This window comes from Streptomyces sp. NPDC050211 (assembly GCF_040656035.1).
Lineage (GTDB): Bacteria > Actinomycetota > Actinomycetes > Streptomycetales > Streptomycetaceae > Streptomyces.
This window is the reverse complement of the sequence record NZ_JBFALC010000003.1, coordinates 72,547-87,960: the sequence shown is the minus strand read 5'-3', so window position 1 is coordinate 87,960 and position 15,414 is coordinate 72,547. Positions and strand designations below refer to the sequence as shown.

11 protein-coding genes are annotated in these 15,414 nt (G+C 70.1%); 8 read left to right on the top strand and 3 right to left on the bottom strand.

Translation table 11 applies throughout. From position 1 onward, the window contains the following. The first annotated feature begins 10 nt into the window (after nucleotides 1-10). From AB0I98_RS04365 to AB0I98_RS04355, 3 genes are read left to right on the top strand one after another with little or no spacing between them, the layout of a single operon-like run. Nucleotides 11-1,525 (top strand): amino acid adenylation domain-containing protein, encoded by a 1,515-nt coding sequence (locus AB0I98_RS04365; protein WP_362935072.1) that lies wholly within the window; start codon nucleotides 11-13, stop codon nucleotides 1,523-1,525. Next, nucleotides 1,522-2,790: a hypothetical protein gene (locus tag AB0I98_RS04360; RefSeq protein WP_362935070.1), complete on the top strand. Its 1,269-nt coding sequence runs from the start codon at nucleotides 1,522-1,524 to the stop codon at nucleotides 2,788-2,790. The genes AB0I98_RS04365 and AB0I98_RS04360 overlap by 4 nt, the downstream gene beginning before the upstream one ends. A gap of 18 nt (nucleotides 2,791-2,808) precedes the next feature. Continuing rightward, nucleotides 2,809-3,576 carry an enoyl-CoA hydratase-related protein gene (locus tag AB0I98_RS04355; RefSeq protein ID WP_362935067.1) on the top strand — a complete coding sequence of 256 codons (768 nt, stop codon included), beginning with the start codon at nucleotides 2,809-2,811 and terminating at the stop codon, nucleotides 3,574-3,576. Here AB0I98_RS04355 and AB0I98_RS04350 read toward each other — a convergent pair. Then, a complete protein-coding gene (locus tag AB0I98_RS04350; protein WP_301980807.1) occupies nucleotides 3,563-4,240 on the bottom strand; it encodes an ElyC/SanA/YdcF family protein in 678 nt (225 codons plus the stop codon). The two genes, AB0I98_RS04355 and AB0I98_RS04350, sit on opposite strands and share 14 nt — an antisense overlap. Nucleotides 4,241-4,448: 208 nt before the next feature. On the opposite strand from AB0I98_RS04350, the gene AB0I98_RS04345 reads away from it, so the two are divergent. The 5 genes from AB0I98_RS04345 (at nucleotide 4,449) to AB0I98_RS04325 (ending at nucleotide 11,510) form a co-directional block, all read left to right on the top strand. Beyond that, nucleotides 4,449-5,381 (top strand): sirohydrochlorin chelatase, encoded by a 933-nt coding sequence (locus AB0I98_RS04345; RefSeq protein ID WP_362935064.1) that lies wholly within the window; start codon nucleotides 4,449-4,451, stop codon nucleotides 5,379-5,381. Nucleotides 5,382-5,442: 61 nt separating this feature from the next. Next, nucleotides 5,443-6,693, top strand: a complete 1,251-nt coding sequence (locus AB0I98_RS04340) for a deoxyguanosinetriphosphate triphosphohydrolase (protein WP_362935061.1) — start codon at nucleotides 5,443-5,445, stop codon at nucleotides 6,691-6,693. A gap of 115 nt (nucleotides 6,694-6,808) precedes the next feature. Then, entirely contained in the window at nucleotides 6,809-8,074 is a 1,266-nt protein-coding gene (locus tag AB0I98_RS04335) for an FAD-dependent oxidoreductase (RefSeq protein ID WP_362935058.1), read from the top strand. Nucleotides 8,075-8,103: 29 nt separating this feature from the next. Continuing rightward, complete coding sequence (dnaG, locus tag AB0I98_RS04330; protein WP_362935055.1) at nucleotides 8,104-10,002, top strand: DNA primase; 1,899 nt, start codon at nucleotides 8,104-8,106, stop codon at nucleotides 10,000-10,002. A gap of 236 nt (nucleotides 10,003-10,238) precedes the next feature. Beyond that, the gene (locus AB0I98_RS04325; RefSeq protein WP_362935052.1) at nucleotides 10,239-11,510 is read left to right on the top strand and encodes an RNA polymerase sigma factor; all 1,272 of its coding nucleotides are present in this window, start codon (nucleotides 10,239-10,241) and stop codon (nucleotides 11,508-11,510) included. 109 nt (nucleotides 11,511-11,619) lie between these two features. Here AB0I98_RS04325 and AB0I98_RS04320 read toward each other — a convergent pair whose 3' ends face one another. Together AB0I98_RS04320 and AB0I98_RS04315 are read right to left on the bottom strand one after the other, a co-directional pair. After that, a complete protein-coding gene (locus AB0I98_RS04320) occupies nucleotides 11,620-13,548 on the bottom strand; it encodes an ABC transporter ATP-binding protein (RefSeq protein WP_362935049.1) in 1,929 nt (642 codons plus the stop codon). Continuing rightward, nucleotides 13,548-15,281: an ABC transporter ATP-binding protein gene (locus tag AB0I98_RS04315; RefSeq protein WP_362935046.1), complete on the bottom strand. Its 1,734-nt coding sequence runs from the start codon at nucleotides 15,279-15,281 to the stop codon at nucleotides 13,548-13,550. Before AB0I98_RS04315 ends, AB0I98_RS04320 begins: the two co-directional genes overlap by 1 nt. Between the last annotated feature and the right edge of the window lie 133 nt (nucleotides 15,282-15,414).

The window sequence follows — 15,414 nt, the reverse complement described above, 5'->3', positions numbered from 1 at the left end:
TCCCCGAGTCATGCCCCTGCGCCATTTAACCCCTCGTGACCAGCACCTTTTCCGGCACTACGGTCGCGGTCCCACGGTTCTGGTCCCGGACCCCCTCGTCCACCGTGCCGTCGAGCGGCACGCCGCGGCCACCCCGCACGCCGTCGCCGCCGAACACCAGGGCGCGCTGATCACCTACGGCGAGCTCGACCGCCACGCCGACGCACTCGCCGCCCGCCTGGCCCGCGAGGGCGTACGGCCCGGCGACCACGTCGGCCTCTTCGTACGCCGCTCCCTCCCGATGCTCGTCGGCCTGCTCGGCATCCTGAAGGCGGGCGCCGCCTATGTCCCCCAGGACATCGGGCTCGCGCCCCCCGCCCAGCTCGCCCACGTCGTCCGCACCGCCCGCACCCGCGTCGTCCTCACCGTCGCGGAACACGCGGCCCGCATGCCGCGGGGCCCGCGCGTGATCGCCCTGGACACACCCCTGCCCGCTGCGGCCTTCCCCCGCCCGCACATCAGCCCCGACGACGGCTGCTACGTCCTGTTCACCTCCGGCACCACCGGCCGCCCCAACGGCGTGAAGGTCACCCATCGCAACGTCGCCAACATCCTCCTCACCGCCCCCGGCGACCTGGGCATCCGCCCCGGCGACCGGGTCGCCCAACTCCTCAACATCGCCTTCGACATGGCGGCCTGGGAGATCCTCGGCTGCCTCGCCCACGGCGGCACCCTCGTGATCCGCGGCAAGGACATCGCGGCGGCGGCCCGTACGGCCGACGTCCTGATCGCCACGCCGACCGTCCTGTCCGGCATCGACCCGGCGGCCTGCCCTCGTGTCCGCACGGTCGCGGTGGCGGGCGAACCCTGCCCGCGTCCGCTCGCCGACGCCTGGGCCGCCCGCGCCGCCTTCCACAACTGCTGCGGCCCCACCGAGACGACCATCGTCAACACGATGCGCCGCCACGACCCGGCCGACCCGCTCCTCACCATCGGCCGGCCCACCCCCAACAACACGGTGTACGTCCTCGACGCCGCCCGCCGCCCGCTGCCCATCGGCGAGATCGGCGAGATGTGGGCGGGCGGTGACTGCGTCTCGGCGGGATATCTCGGCGATGACCGGCTCAACGCCGAGAGATACGCCCCCGACCCCTTCCTCGGCGGCGGCCGCCGGATGTTCCGCACCCGCGACCTCGGCCGCTGGACCCCCGACGGCGAACTGGAACACCTCGGCCGCACCGACGACCAGGTCAAGGTGCGCGGCTTCCGCGTCGAGCTCGACTCCGTGTCCTCGGTGCTGGAGTCGGTGCCGGGCTGCCGGCGCGCGGTGACCCTGAAGCGCGACGCCCGCACGCTGGTCTCCTTCGTCTGCCCCGCCGACGTCGACCCGGACACCGCCCGCGGCGCCGTCGCCGACGCCCTGCCGTACTACTGCGTGCCCGAGGAGGTCCTGCCGCTGCCCCTCCTCCCCGAGACCGACCGTGGCAAGATCGACAAAACGGCGCTGCTCCGGATGGCCGAAGAGCGGATGGCGGTGGCCCGATGACCACCTCACCTCCGCGGACCCGGCAGGACACCACCGAGCTGCCCCCGCTCATCTCCGGCCCCCGCCGCCTGCTCAAGCACCCACGCCTGATGCACTACAACCGGCTCGCGGCGCTGGTGATCCTGGCCAACCTCGTCTTCCTGTGCGCCCGTTGGCCCCTGTCGACCGAGACTATCGGCCACGCGGCCCTCGCCAACCTCGCGCTCGCCGTCCTCGTCCGACAGCAGTACGTCATCAACCTCTTCTTCCGGCTGGCGACCTGGGCGCCGACGAACTGGCCGCTGAAGATCCGCTGGACGCTGGGGAAGGTGTACCACTTCGGCGGGCTGCATGCGGGCGGGGCGCTGGCGGGTGCGGGCTGGTTCCTGGCGCTCACGATCAGGACGACCCATGGGCCGGCCAGTGCGCCGCTCAGGACCGTGAGCTGGACCCTGATCGCCCTCCTCGCGGTCATCGTCGCCACCGCCCTGCCGCCCTTCCGCTCCCGCCATCACGACCACTTCGAGAAGATCCACCGTTTCGGCGGCTGGACCGCCCTCGCCCTCTTCTGGACGCACACGCTCCTGTCGTCACCGGGCCCGGCGGAAGTCACGGTCCTGTCGGTCGTCAGCTTCAGCGTCGCCCTGCCCTGGCTACGGCTCCGCAAGGTCGGCGTCCGTCTCGAACGCCCCTCCCGACACGTCGTACTGGCCCGCTTCGATCACGGCGAGACCCCGTTCGCGGGCTCCTCGACCGCGATCAGCCGCAGCCCGCTACGGGAATGGCACTCCTTCGCCAACGTCCCGGCCCCCGGTGAGCCCGGCTTCCGGCTCACCATCTCGCGGGCCGGCGACTGGACGGGCTCGTTCATCGACGACCTGCCGCCCAGGGTGTGGGTGAAGGGCATCACCACGGCCGGGGTCGCCAACATCGAGGTCCTGTTCAAGAAGGTGATCTACGTCGCGACCGGCAGCGGCATCGGCCCCTGCCTGCCCCATCTCCTCGCCGCCGAGGTCCCCTCCCGCCTGGTCTGGGCGACCCGCGACCCCCGTACGACGTACGGCGACGCACTCGTCGACGAGATCCTCGCCGTCCAGCCCGACGCCGTCATCTGGGACACCTCCCGGCACGGCAAGCCCGACATGGTGCGCCTCGCGTACGCCGCGTACCGCGACTTCGGCGCCGAGGCGGTGATCTGCATCTCCAACAAGAAGCTCACCTGGCAGGTCGTACACGGGCTGGAGCGGCGCGGGATTCCGGCGTACGGCGCGATCTGGGACTCGTAACCCTCGAAGGGACTCCCCATGAGCAACCTGAAAGTCGAACAGCACGGCGGCGTGGTGATCGTCCGTCTGTACCGCCCGCATGTGCTCAACGCACTGAACACCGAGCTGCTGACCGAACTCCTCGACACCCTGCGCCCCTTGGATGCGGACCCCGAGGTCGGCTGCTTCGTCGTCACCGGCTCGGAGAAGGTGTTCGCCGCCGGCGCCGACATCAAGGAGATGGCGGGGAAGTCGGCCGCGGAGATGGCGGCGGAGGACTACTTCGCGGAGTGGGAGGACTTCGCCGACCTCCGCACGCCGAAGATCGCCGCCGTCAACGGACATGCTCTGGGCGGCGGTTGTGAGCTGGCGATGATGTGCGACCTCGTCATCGCGGGCGAGTCGGCGGTGTTCGGCCAGCCGGAGATCAAGCTGGGGGTGATCCCGGGCATCGGCGGCACCCAGCGCCTGACCCGGCTGGTCGGCAAGGCCAAGGCGATGGACCTGATCCTCACCGGTCGCACCATGGACGCACGGGAGGCTGGACGCTGCGGTCTCGTCTCCCGTGTCGTACCCGACGACCGGGTCCTGCCGGAGGCCCTCGAAGCGGCCGCGACCATCGCCTCGTACGGACGCGCGGCGGTCACCGCGGCCCGTGAATGCGTGAACCAGGCCCTGGAAACCGGCCTGCGAGACGGCATCCGCTTCGAACGCCGGGTGTTCCACGCCCTGTTCGTGACCGCGGACCAGAAGGAGGGCATGAGCGCGTTCCTGGAGAAACGCGCCCCGCACTTCACCGGGCGCTAGCGAGCGCCCGAGCCACCCCCGGTTCCCGTGGTCCGAGGAACCGGGGGTCCGGCTCGAACACGGCGTCCACCGCGGCCTTCCCGGCGGCGATCAGCTCCCGGACACCGCCGTAGTACCAGGTCGCGTCGTGCACGGCGTCCACCCCGACGCCGTACGACGACACCCCCGCCTCCTGACACAACGCGACCGCGCGCCGGATATGGAAGCCCTGACTGATCAACACAGCCCGGTCCACCCCGAAGATCTTCTTCGCGCGGACACAGGAGTCCCAGGTGTCGAACCCCGCGTAGTCACTCACGATGCGCACGTCCGGCACGCCCCGCCGGGTCAGGTAGGTCCGCATCGCGTCGGGCTCGTCATAGTCCTCGCGGCTGTTGTCGCCGGTGACGAGGACGACCTCGATACGGCCCTCGCGGTACAGCTCGGCCGCCGCGTCGAGCCGGTGCGCGAGATACGGCGACGGCTCGCCGTCCCACAGACCCGCGCCGAACACGACCGCGACCTCGGTGCGGGGCACGTCCGCCGTGGTCCGCAGCCGGTCGCCGGCCACCACGTACATCCAGGTCGCGGGAAGCAGCGCCAGCACACACCCGAGCATCACGGCCTGCACCAGCCGCCGCTGCCCGGTACGGGTACGCGGCAGACGTGGTCTGCGCACCTTCACGGTCCCTCCCTGGTGGGTTCTCGACAGTCACAGACGTCCTGTACGGCCGCTCCGGTTCGGTCCAGGCCATGTGACCAGCTTCACGCTCCCCGCCGAATCCGCAGGTCACGCCACCTCACACACCCCATGCCCCTCACCGTGAACCCCGCGAAAAGACCCGTGACGCCCATGCAACGGGGCGGCAACCTCCCGCCGCCACCATCGGTTCATGACGGCGTCGAAACCACTCCACGACGAGTCCACGACCCTCCCGCACGGGGCCCACCTCGACAGTACGGCGCACCTCATGAACCGGATCACCAGCCAGCTCGCCGACCAGCTCAGCCTCGTCTCCCGCGACGGCAGGCGACGCCCCGAGCCGCCCACGCTCGTTCTTGTGGCCCACGGCAGCCGCGACCCGCGCACCCTGCGCACGGTCACCGCCCTCGTCGACCGCGTCCGCGAACTGCGCCCCGGCCTGCCCGTCCGTCTCGGCCACATCGAGCTGAACGAGCCCCTGCTCCCGGACACCCTCGCCGCCCTCGGCACCTCCGAAGCCGTCCTCGTACCGCTCCTCCTCAGCCGCGGCTACCACGTCAAGCGCGACATCCCCGACATGGCCGCCGCGGCCCCGGCCCGCACCCGCGTCGCCACCGCCCTCGGCCCCCACCCCCTCCTCGTGGACGCCCTCCACGACCGCCTGACCGAAGCAGGCTGGCGCAAGGGCGCGGAAAAAACCGGAGTGGTCCTGGCCGCGGCAGGCTCCCGCGACCCCGACGCGGCAACAGACACAGGCCGCACGGCACAACTCCTGGCCGACCGCCTGGGCGTACCGGTGATCCCCGCGTACGCGTCGGCAGCGAAGCCGACGGTCGAGGAAGCCGTACAGACGCTTACGGCCCGAGGCTGCCGCAGGGTGGCCGTAGCGAGCTATTTCACGGCCCCCGGCTACTTCGCGACCCAGTGCGCAGAGGCAGCCCCCTGGATAGCGTCGGCCCCCTTGGGCACCCACCCGGCGATGGCCCGCTTGGTCCTGCACCGCTACGACGAGGCACTGACAACGCAGGACGAGCGGACGTACGTCAGGGGCGCGGGGCTGCATCAATCTGCGGCTCCGCCGCGGGGCGCGACCAGCCACCCACAACCCGCACTCGCCAGCTAACCGCACTCGGCAGACGCAAAGGCGCACACCGTTCGCCACCACCGGCGATTACTGTCGACACATGCCGTACGACCTGCAGTCAACCGAACGCTGGGCCCTCGAACCGGACAAGCGCCCCGGCCGAACCGCCTTCCAGCGCGACCGTGCCCGCATCCTGCACTCCGCCGCGCTCAGAAGGCTCGCGGGAAAAACCCAGGTCGTCACGCCAGGCAGCTCCTCGGTCTGGGACGCCAGCCCCCGCACCCGCCTCACCCACTCCCTGGAGTGCGCCCAGGTCGGCCGAGAACTGGGCGCAGCCCTCGGCTGCGACCCCGACCTGGTGGAAGCCGCCTGCCTCTCCCACGACCTGGGCCACCCCCCGTTCGGCCACAACGGCGAACAGGCCCTCAACGAATTCGCGGAAGACTGCGGCGGCTTCGAGGGCAACGCCCAGTCCCTGAGACTCCTCACCCGCATCGAGCCCAAACGGTTCACCCCCGAGGGATCCGTCGGCCTCAACCTCACCCGAGCCGCCCTCGACGCGGCCACCAAGTACCCCTGGCCCCGCGGCGCCCACCCCGCCGACCCCAAGTCCCGCAAGTTCGGCGTCTACGAGGACGACCGCCCCGTCTTCGACTGGGTCCGCAAGGACGCCCCCGGCAGCCGCACCTGCTTCGAGGCCCAGGTCATGGACTGGTCCGACGACGTGGCCTACTCCGTGCACGACGTCGAGGACGGCCTGCACGCCGGCCACATCGACCCCAACTGCCTGCACGCCGAACCGGAGCGGCAGGCGGTCTTCTCGGTCGCCATCGGCCGCTACGTCCCCTCGGACACCGACCCCGCCGAACTGGCCGAGGCCCTCGACCGTCTCCTCGACGAGGACTGGTGGCCGCACGGCTACGACGGCACGGCCGTGGCCCAGGCCCGCCTCAAGGACGCCACCAGCCAGCTCATCGGCCGCTTCTGCCTCGGCGCGGAGGCCGCCACGCGCGCGGCGTACGGCACCGGCCGCCTGACGAGATACGACGCCGAACTCGTCGTACCGCGCGAGGTCCGTCTCGAATGTGCCGTCCTCAAAGCCGTCGCCGACCGGTACGTCATGCAGCGCGCCGAACAGGAACGTCTCCGCGCCGACCAGCGCATCGTCGTCGCGGAACTCGCCGCCGCGCTCACCACCCGCGCGCCCGACGGACTCGACCCCCAGTTCCGCGCGCTGTTCGACCGGGCACCCGACGACCGCGCCCGCAAACGCGTGATCGTCGACCAGATCGCGTCGCTCACGGACGCGTCGGCGCGATCGTTGCACCAGAGGCTCACGGGGCGGCAGTGAGGTGAATCAAGCCCGAATGTGACCCTCCGTGGCCTGATCGGGCCACTCCCTCTTCCCCCATCACGCTGCGTGCGGGACGCTCGCATGTGGCGGCTTCGTTACGAGGAGGCATCAAGTGGTCGACGCGGATCAGACATTCGTCATCGTCGGAGGCGGTCTCGCCGGCGCGAAAGCGGCCGAGACGCTCCGAGCGGAGGGCTTCACCGGCCGCGTGATACTGATCTGCGACGAACGCGATCACCCGTACGAGCGCCCGCCCCTCTCCAAGGGCTATCTGCTCGGCAAGGAGGAGCGCGACAGCGTCTTCGTGCACGAGCCCGCCTGGTACGCCCGCAACGACATCGAGCTGCACCTCGGCCAGACCGTCGACGCCATCGACCGTACGGCGAAGACGGTCCGCTTCGGCGAGGACGGCACCGTTGTCCGCTACGACAAGCTGCTCCTCGCGACCGGCGCCGAACCCCGCCGCCTGGACATCCCCGGCACGGACCTCGCGGGCGTCCACCACCTGCGCCGCCTCGCCCACGCCGAACGCCTCAAGGGCGTCCTGGCCTCGCTCGGCCGCGACAACGGCCACCTCGTCATCGCCGGCGCCGGCTGGATCGGCCTGGAGGTCGCGGCGGCGGCCCGGGAGTACGGCGCCGAGGTCACCGTCGTCGAGCCGGAGCCGACCCCGCTGCACGGCGTCCTCGGCCCCGAACTCGGCAACCTCTTCGCCGAGCTGCACCGCGAGCACGGTGTCCGCTTCCACTTCGGCGCGCGGCTGACGGAGATCACCGGCCAGGACGGCATGGTGCTTGCCGCCCGCACCGACGACGGTGAGGAACACCCCGCGCACGACGTCCTCGCGGCGATCGGCGCGGCCCCGCGTGTCGCTCTCGCGGAGTCGGCCGGGCTCGAAATCGCCGAGCGCGCCTACGGCGGTGGCGTGCTGGTCGACGAACAGCTGCGCACCTCCGACCCCGACATCTACGCGGCCGGCGATGTCGCCGCGTTCCCGCACGCCCTGTTCGGCACCCGCGTACGCGTCGAGCACTGGGCCAACGCCCTCAACGGCGGCCCGGCGGCGGCCCGCGCGATGCTCGGCCGGGACGTCACCTACGACCGTGTGCCCTATTTCTTCTCCGACCAGTACGACCTCGGGATGGAGTACTCCGGCTGGGCGCCCCCGGGCACGTACGACGAAGTGGTGATCCGGGGAGACGCCGGAAAGCGGGAATTCATCGCCTTCTGGGTGAAGGAGAACCGCGTGCTCGCCGGGATGAACGTGAATGTGTGGGACGTCACAGACCCGATCCAGCAGCTGATCCGGTCCAGCGCCCGCGTAGACACGGAGGCACTGGCGGATCCACACGTTCCACTGGAAAACCTCGTCCCTTAAGTGTCAGCGCACCCCCGTAGAATTCACGCGTGGCAGGACGGATCAACGACGAGGACGTGAAGGCGGTTCGGGACGCGGTCCCGATCGATGCCGTTGTGTCCGAGTACCTCCAGCTGCGCCCCGCGGGCGGCGGCAACCTGAAGGGCCTCTGCCCGTTCCACGACGAGAAGTCACCGTCCTTCCAGGTCAGCCCGAGCAAGGGGTTCTTCCACTGCTTCGGCTGCCAGGAGGGCGGCGACACCATCACGTTCGTGATGAAGGTCGACCACCTCTCCTTCTCGGAGGCGGTCGAGCGCCTCGCCGGCCAGGCCGGCATCACCCTGCGGTACGAGGAGGGCGGCTACAACCCCTCCCACCAGCGCGGCGAACGCATCCGCCTGGTCGAGGCGCACAAGATCGCCGCGCAGTGGTATGTGGAGCAGCTGGCCACCAGCGCGGAGGCCGACACCGGCCGGAAGTTCCTCGCCGAGCGCGGCTTCGACCAGTCCGCCGCCGAGCACTTCTCCGTCGGCTACAGCCCCCAGGGCTGGGACCACCTCACCCGCTACCTCCGCGGCAAGGGCTTCTCCGACAAGGAGCTGCTCCTGTCCGGCCTCGCCCAGGAGGGCCGCCGCGGCCCCATCGACCGCTTCCGCGGCCGGCTGATGTGGCCGATCCGCGACATCGCCGGCGACGTGGTCGGCTTCGGCGCCCGCAAGCTGTACGAGTCCGACAACGGCCCCAAGTACCTCAACACCCCCGACACGGCGATCTACAAGAAGTCCCAGGTCCTGTACGGCGTCGACCTCGCGAAGCAGCACATCGCCAAGACCAGCCGCGCGGTCGTCGTCGAGGGCTACACGGACGTCATGGCCTGCCACCTCGCCGGTGTCACCACCGCCATCGCCACCTGCGGCACGGCCTTCGGCGGCGACCACATCAAGATCCTCCGCCGCCTCCTGATGGACAACGGCTCGGCCCGTGTGATCTTCACATTCGACGGCGACGCGGCCGGCCAGAAGGCGGCGCTGCGCGCCTTCGAGGACGACCAGAAGTTCGCCGCCGAGACGTACATCGCGATCGCGCCCGACGGCATGGACCCCTGCGAGCTGCGTCTGGCCAAGGGCGACGAGGCGGTGGCCGACCTGGTCGAACCCCGCACGCCCCTCTTCGAGTTCGCGCTCCGCCAGATCGTCAGCCGCTACGACCTTGACACCCCCGCGGGCCGCGCCTCGGCGCTGGACGAGTCGGCGCCGATCGTCGCCCGCATCAAGAACACCGGCGCCCAGCACGAGGTCGCCGTCCAGCTCGCGGGCATGCTCGGCATCCTCGACACCCAGTTCGTGGTCAAGCGGGTCGCCCAGCTGGCGCGCTGGGCCAGGGACCGCGGCGGCAAGGGCCCGGCCCCCGCCCAGCAGCGCCACACGCAGCAGTACGACGCGGTCCGCGCCCCCTCCGGCCCGGCCCTGAACCTCCGCAACCCGGTGTACGCCACCGAACGCGAACTCCTGAAACTAGCCCTCCAGCGCCCCGAGTTGGTCTCCCCGGCCTTCGACGCCTACGGCATCGACGAGTTCACCGCCCCGCCCTACGCCGCCGTACGCCAGGCCGTCATGGACGCGGGCGGAGCGGAGTACGGCATCCAGGACCCGCAGGAATACCTGGTCCGCGTCCGCGAGGCCGCCCCCGACGACCAGGTCCGCGCGATGGTGACCGAGCTGGCGGTCGAGGCGATCATGCGCCGCACCGTCGACGAGATCTACGCCGGCGACCAGCTCGTCATGGTCCGCCGCCGCGCCGTGGACCGCCGCATCCAGGAGATCCAGGGCACCCTCACCCGCCTCACCAACGGCGGCGACCCGGCCCAACTGGCGGCCGTACAGAACGAGTTGTGGGTGCTCCAGCAGTACGGGCAGGCGCTGCGGGAGCGGGGCGTGGCGGCGCTCTAGCCCGCCGCCCCGTTCCTCTTGCCCCCGGGCCGGTTCCCCGGCATATGACGGGGAACCCGACAAGAGGGCATCGGCCGGTCCCACAAGGAACCGGACGCCCTCGGATCGTCGCAGATCAGGGCGCGAACGAGCACCCGGGTTTTCCGCGAGGGTAACCACGCGGTCACGGACCGGACTCAAAAAGTCACCGCACGCCCCTCGTGGCGGCGATGTGTCGTACTCCACACTGGGTTCCGGTGCCTGAGTCCTCGGAGCGCGGCCGATCCGTCCCCAACGGATCCCACACCCCCGCGGTTCCGCTCATCGCGTACGGGACGGACAGCGGCGTGGCCGCCGACTCCGCCCCTGAAGCAGCGCTGCCGCACACCTCAGCAGCGATCATCCTGGAGGTCGCCCCCGTGCAGACCCAGACCCTGACCCAGACCGACGTCACGGAGCCGGACGCGGAGACCGACGTGCTCGTCGCCGTCCCGCCGCAGAGCCGTGTCGTACACCACCCCGAGGCGGAGCCGGAGGCCCCGCAGGAAGCGGCGGAACCGCAAGTCGAAGCGGTGGAAGAGCCCGTGGAACCTCCGCGCGGCCGCGCCGACACCAGCGGTCCGTCCTCGGACCTGTTCCGCCAGTACCTCCGCGAGATCGGCCGCATCCCCCTGCTCACCGCGGCCGAGGAGGTCGAACTCGCCCGCCGTGTCGAGGCCGGCCTGTTCGCCGAGGAGAAGCTCGCCAGCGCCTCCGACCTGGACAGCCAGCTCGCCCTCGACCTCGACAAACTCGTCGTCATGGGCCGGATGGCCAAGCGCCGCCTCATCGAGGCGAACCTGCGGCTCGTCGTGTCCGTCGCGAAACGGTACGTCGGCCGCGGGCTGACCATGCTCGACCTCGTCCAGGAGGGCAACCTCGGACTCATCCGCGCGGTGGAGAAGTTCGACTACGCCCGCGGCTACAAGTTCTCCACGTACGCCACCTGGTGGATCCGCCAGGCCATGTCCCGCGCCCTGGCCGACCAGGCCCGCACGATCCGTGTGCCCGTCCACGTGGTGGAGCTCATCAACCGCGTCGTCCGCGTCCAGCGCCGCATGCTCCAGGAACGCGGCTACGAGCCCACCCCCGAAGAGGTAGCCGCCCACCTCGACCTCCCACCCGAGCGCGTCAGCGAGGTCCTGCGCCTCGCCCAGGAACCGGTGTCCCTGCACGCCCCCGTGGGCGAAGAGGACGACGTAGCCCTAGGCGACCTGATAGAAGACGGCGACGCAGCAAGCCCGGTGGAATCGGCAGCGTTCCTCCTCCTCCGAGAGCACCTCGAGGCCGTCCTCTCCACCCTCGGCGAACGCGAACGCAAGGTCGTCCAACTCCGCTACGGCCTGGCAGACGGCCGCCCCCGCACCCTGGAGGAAATCGGCCGCATCTTCGGCGTGACGAGGGAACGAATCCGCCAGATCGAGTCGAAGACCCTGAACAAGCTGAGGGACCACGCGTTCGCGGACCAGCTGAGGGGCTACCTCGACTAGCTGAGCTGCGGGCAGTCGTGCCGCTGGGGCGGCACGGGTGGGCGCAGCGGCACCCCGTCGCGCCGGGCTGCGCCACGCCCCCGCCCCAGCCCCCACGCCGCGCACCCGCTCAGTCCACCTCAGCCACCGCCTGCGCGAACTGCGCCTTGTACAACCGCGCATAAGCCCCGTCGGCCGCCAACAACTCCCCGTGCGCCCCCTGTTCCACGATCGCCCCGTTCTCCATCACCAGAATCGTGTCGGCATCCCGAATCGTCGACAGCCGATGCGCGATGACGAACGACGTACGCCCATGCGCCAGCTTCGCCATCGCCTTCTGAATCAGCACCTCGGTCCGCGTGTCCACAGAACTCGTCGCCTCGTCCAGCACCAGGATCACCGGATCGGACAGAAACGCCCGCGCGATGGTGATCAGCTGCTTCTCACCCGCGCTGACCCCCGTCCCCTCGTCGTCGATCACCGTGTCGTACCCGTCGGGCAGCGTCCGCACGAACCGGTCCGCGTGCGCCGCCCGAGCCGCTTCCTCGATCTCGCCCCGGGTGACCTCCCTGGACGCCCCGTACGCGATGTTCTCGGCGATGGTCCCGCCGAACAGCCAGGTGTCCTGGAGCACCATGCCGATCCCGGCGCGCAGTTCGTCCCGGGACATGCGAGCGATGTCGACGCCGTCGAGGGTGATCCGCCCGCCGGAGACGTCGTAGAACCGCATCAGCAGATTGACCAGCGTGGTCTTGCCCGCGCCGGTCGGCCCGACGATCGCGACCGTGTGCCCGGGCTCGACCTTCAGCGACAGATCCTCGATGAGCGGCTTCTCGGGGTCGTACCGGAAGGACACATGCTCCAGCGCCACCCGCCCGCGCAGTTCCTCCGGCCGCTCGCCCGGCATCGGATCGGCCTCCTGCTCCTCGGCGTCGAGGACTTCGAAGATCCGCTCGGACGAGGCGACCCCGGACTGCACGAGGTTCGCCATTGACGCGACCTGCGTGAGCGGCATGGAGAACTGCCGGGAGTACTGGATGAAGGCCTGCACATCACCGATGGACAGCGAGCCGGACGCGACCCGCAGGCCACCGACCACCGCGACCAGCACGTAGTTGATGTTCGACACGAACATCATCAGCGGCTGCATGATCCCGCTGTTGAACTGCGCCCGGAACCCGGCCTCGTACAACGCGTCGTTCTGCTCGGCGAACTGCTGCGCCGACTCGTCCTGCCGCCCGAACACCTTCACCAGCGCGTGCCCGGTGTACATCTCCTCGACGTGCGCGTTGAGCTTCCCGGTGGACCGCCACTGCTGCACGAAGTGCGGCTGCGACCGCTTCCCGACCCGGGTGGCGACGACGAACGACAGCGGCACGGTCACGAGTGCCACCAGCGCCAGGATCCAGGACACCCAGAACATCATCGCGAGCACACCGATGATGGTGAGTACGGAGTTGATGAGCTGCCCCATCGACTGCTGCAGCGTCTGCCCGATGTTGTCGATGTCGTTGGTGGCACGGGAGAGCACCTCACCGCGCTGCCGCTTGTCGAAGTACGACAGCGGCAGCCGGGACAGCTTCGTCTGTACGTCCTCCCGCATCCGGTACATCGTCCGGTTCACGGAACGGTTCACCAGCCGCGTCGCCACCAGCATCAACAGCCCCGCCACCACGAACACGCTCAGCGCGAGCAGCAGTACGGAGCCGACCGCCTCGAAGTCGACGCCCTGGCCCGGCGTGAAGTCCGTACTGCGGAGCATGTCGGCGACCGAACCGTCGCCCCGCATCCGCATGGCCTCGAGCACCTGCTCCTTGGTGGACCCGGCCTGGAACTGCCGCCCGACGATGCCCGCGAAGACCAGGTCGGTCGCGTGGCCGAGGATCTTCGGCCCGACCACCGACAGGCCGACGCTCACGACCACGCACAGCAGGAGCGCGCAGATCGTGAGCCGCTCGGGTCTGAACTGGGCGACGAGCCGTTTGCCCGACCCCTTGAAGTCCATCGAGCGGTGTTCGGGCCCCGTCCCGGCCATCATCCGCCCTGCAGGCCCGGCCATCAGGCAGCCTCCGCTTCCGTCAGCTGGGAGAGCACGATCTCCCGGTAGGTCTCGTTGTCCGCCATCAGCTCGTGGTGCCGGCCCGTCCCGACCACCCGCCCTTCGTCGAGTACGACGATCCGGTCCGCGTCCCGGATGGTCGCCACCCGCTGGGCGACGATCACGACGGTCGCCTCGGCGGTCTCCTGGGCGAGCGCGGCACGCAGCGCCGCGTCGGTCGCGTAGTCGAGCGCGGAGAAGGAGTCGTCGAAGAGATAGATCTCCGGCCGCTGGACCAGCGTGCGCGCGATCGCGAGCCGCTGCCGCTGACCACCGGAGACGTTCGTGCCGCCCTGCGCGATCGGCGAGTCGAGCCCGCCTTCGAGCCGCTCCACGAACTCCTTGGCCTGCGCCACCTCCAGCGCGTGCCACAGTTCCTCGTCCGTCGCGTCCGGATTGCCGTACCGCAGATTGGTCGCCACCGTGCCCGCGAAGAGATACGGCTTCTGCGGGACGAGCCCGACGGTCTTCGCCAGCAGCTTCGGTTCGAGGGAGGCCACCGCGACGCCGTCGACGAGCACCTCCCCTTCGGTCGCGTCGAACAGCCGCGGCACCAGCCCCAGCAGCGTGGACTTGCCGCTGCCGGTCGAGCCGATCACGGCGGTCGTCTCACCGGGCCGGGCCACCAGGTCGACGGCCTTCAGCACCGGCTCCTCGGCACCCGGGTAGCGGAACCCGGCCCCGCGCAGCTCCAGATGCCCGTGCCGGAGCAGCTTGACCACGGGCGCGGTCGGCGGAACCACGGACGAGGAGGTGTCCAGCACCTCCTGGATGCGCTCGGCACACACCTCCGCGCGCGGCACCATCATGAACATGAAGGTGGCCATCATCACGGACATCACGATCTGCATCAGATAGGCGAGGAACGCCGTCAGATCGCCGATCTCCATCCCACCGCTGTCGATGCGATGCGCGCCGAACCACACCACCGCGATCGACGACAGGTTCACCACCGTCATCACCATCGGGAACATCAGCGCCAGCAGCTTGCCGGTGGCCAGGGACATCTCGGTGAGCTCGGCGTTCGCGTGCCGGAAGCGCTGCTGCTCGTACTCGTCGCGGACGAAGGCGCGGATCACCCGGTTGCCGGTGATCTGCTCGCGCAGCACCCGGTTCACGGTGTCCAGCCGCTCCTGCATCGTCCGGAACAGCGGCCGCAGCCGCCGCACGATCAACGTCACACAGATGCCCAGCACCGGCACCACCGCGACCAGCACCCCGGACAGCGGCACATCGAGCCCGAGCGCCAGCACGATGCCGCCCACGCACATGATCGGCGCCGACACCAGCAGCGTGAACGTCATCAGCGCCAGCATCTGCACCTGCTGGACGTCATTGGTCGTCCGCGTGATCAGCGTGGGCGCCCCGAAGTGACCGACCTCACGGGCGGAGAAGGACTGCACCCGGTCGAAGACAGCACCCCGGACGTCACGGCCGAGCGCCGCCGCCGTACGGGCGCCGTAGTACACGGCACCGATGTTGCAGACGACCTGCACCAGCGAGATGCCGATCATCAGGGCGCCGTAGGAAAGGATGTAGCCGGTGTCTCCGTTCACGACACCGTTGTCGATGATGTCCGCGTTCAGCGTGGGCAGGTAGAGGGTGGCGCAGGTCTGCAGGAACTGCAGCAGCACCAGCACAGCGATGGGTTTCCGGTAGGGCCTGAGATAGGTCCGCAGAAGTCGTATGAGCACGCTATGTCTCTCGGAGTCGGCGGTGGGGGCGGTGGTTGCCCCTGGCCCCTATCGTCGAACACTCCACCCGCGTTACCTCAACCGATTAAGCCGTCAGCAGTGCTTCGTACGGCCTTATGGGTACGGATCGAGC

Coding starts and splice junctions, on each gene's coding strand:
- AB0I98_RS04365 (WP_362935072.1), top strand. CDS start 11: ATGCCCCTGCGCCATTTAACCCCTCGTGACCAGCACCTTTTCCGGCAC.
- AB0I98_RS04360 (WP_362935070.1), top strand. CDS start 1,522: ATGACCACCTCACCTCCGCGGACCCGGCAGGACACCACCGAGCTGCCC.
- AB0I98_RS04355 (WP_362935067.1), top strand. CDS start 2,809: ATGAGCAACCTGAAAGTCGAACAGCACGGCGGCGTGGTGATCGTCCGT.
- AB0I98_RS04345 (WP_362935064.1), top strand. CDS start 4,449: ATGACGGCGTCGAAACCACTCCACGACGAGTCCACGACCCTCCCGCAC.
- AB0I98_RS04340 (WP_362935061.1), top strand. CDS start 5,443: ATGCCGTACGACCTGCAGTCAACCGAACGCTGGGCCCTCGAACCGGAC.
- AB0I98_RS04320 (WP_362935049.1), bottom strand. CDS start 13,548: ATGGCCGGGCCTGCAGGGCGGATGATGGCCGGGACGGGGCCCGAACAC.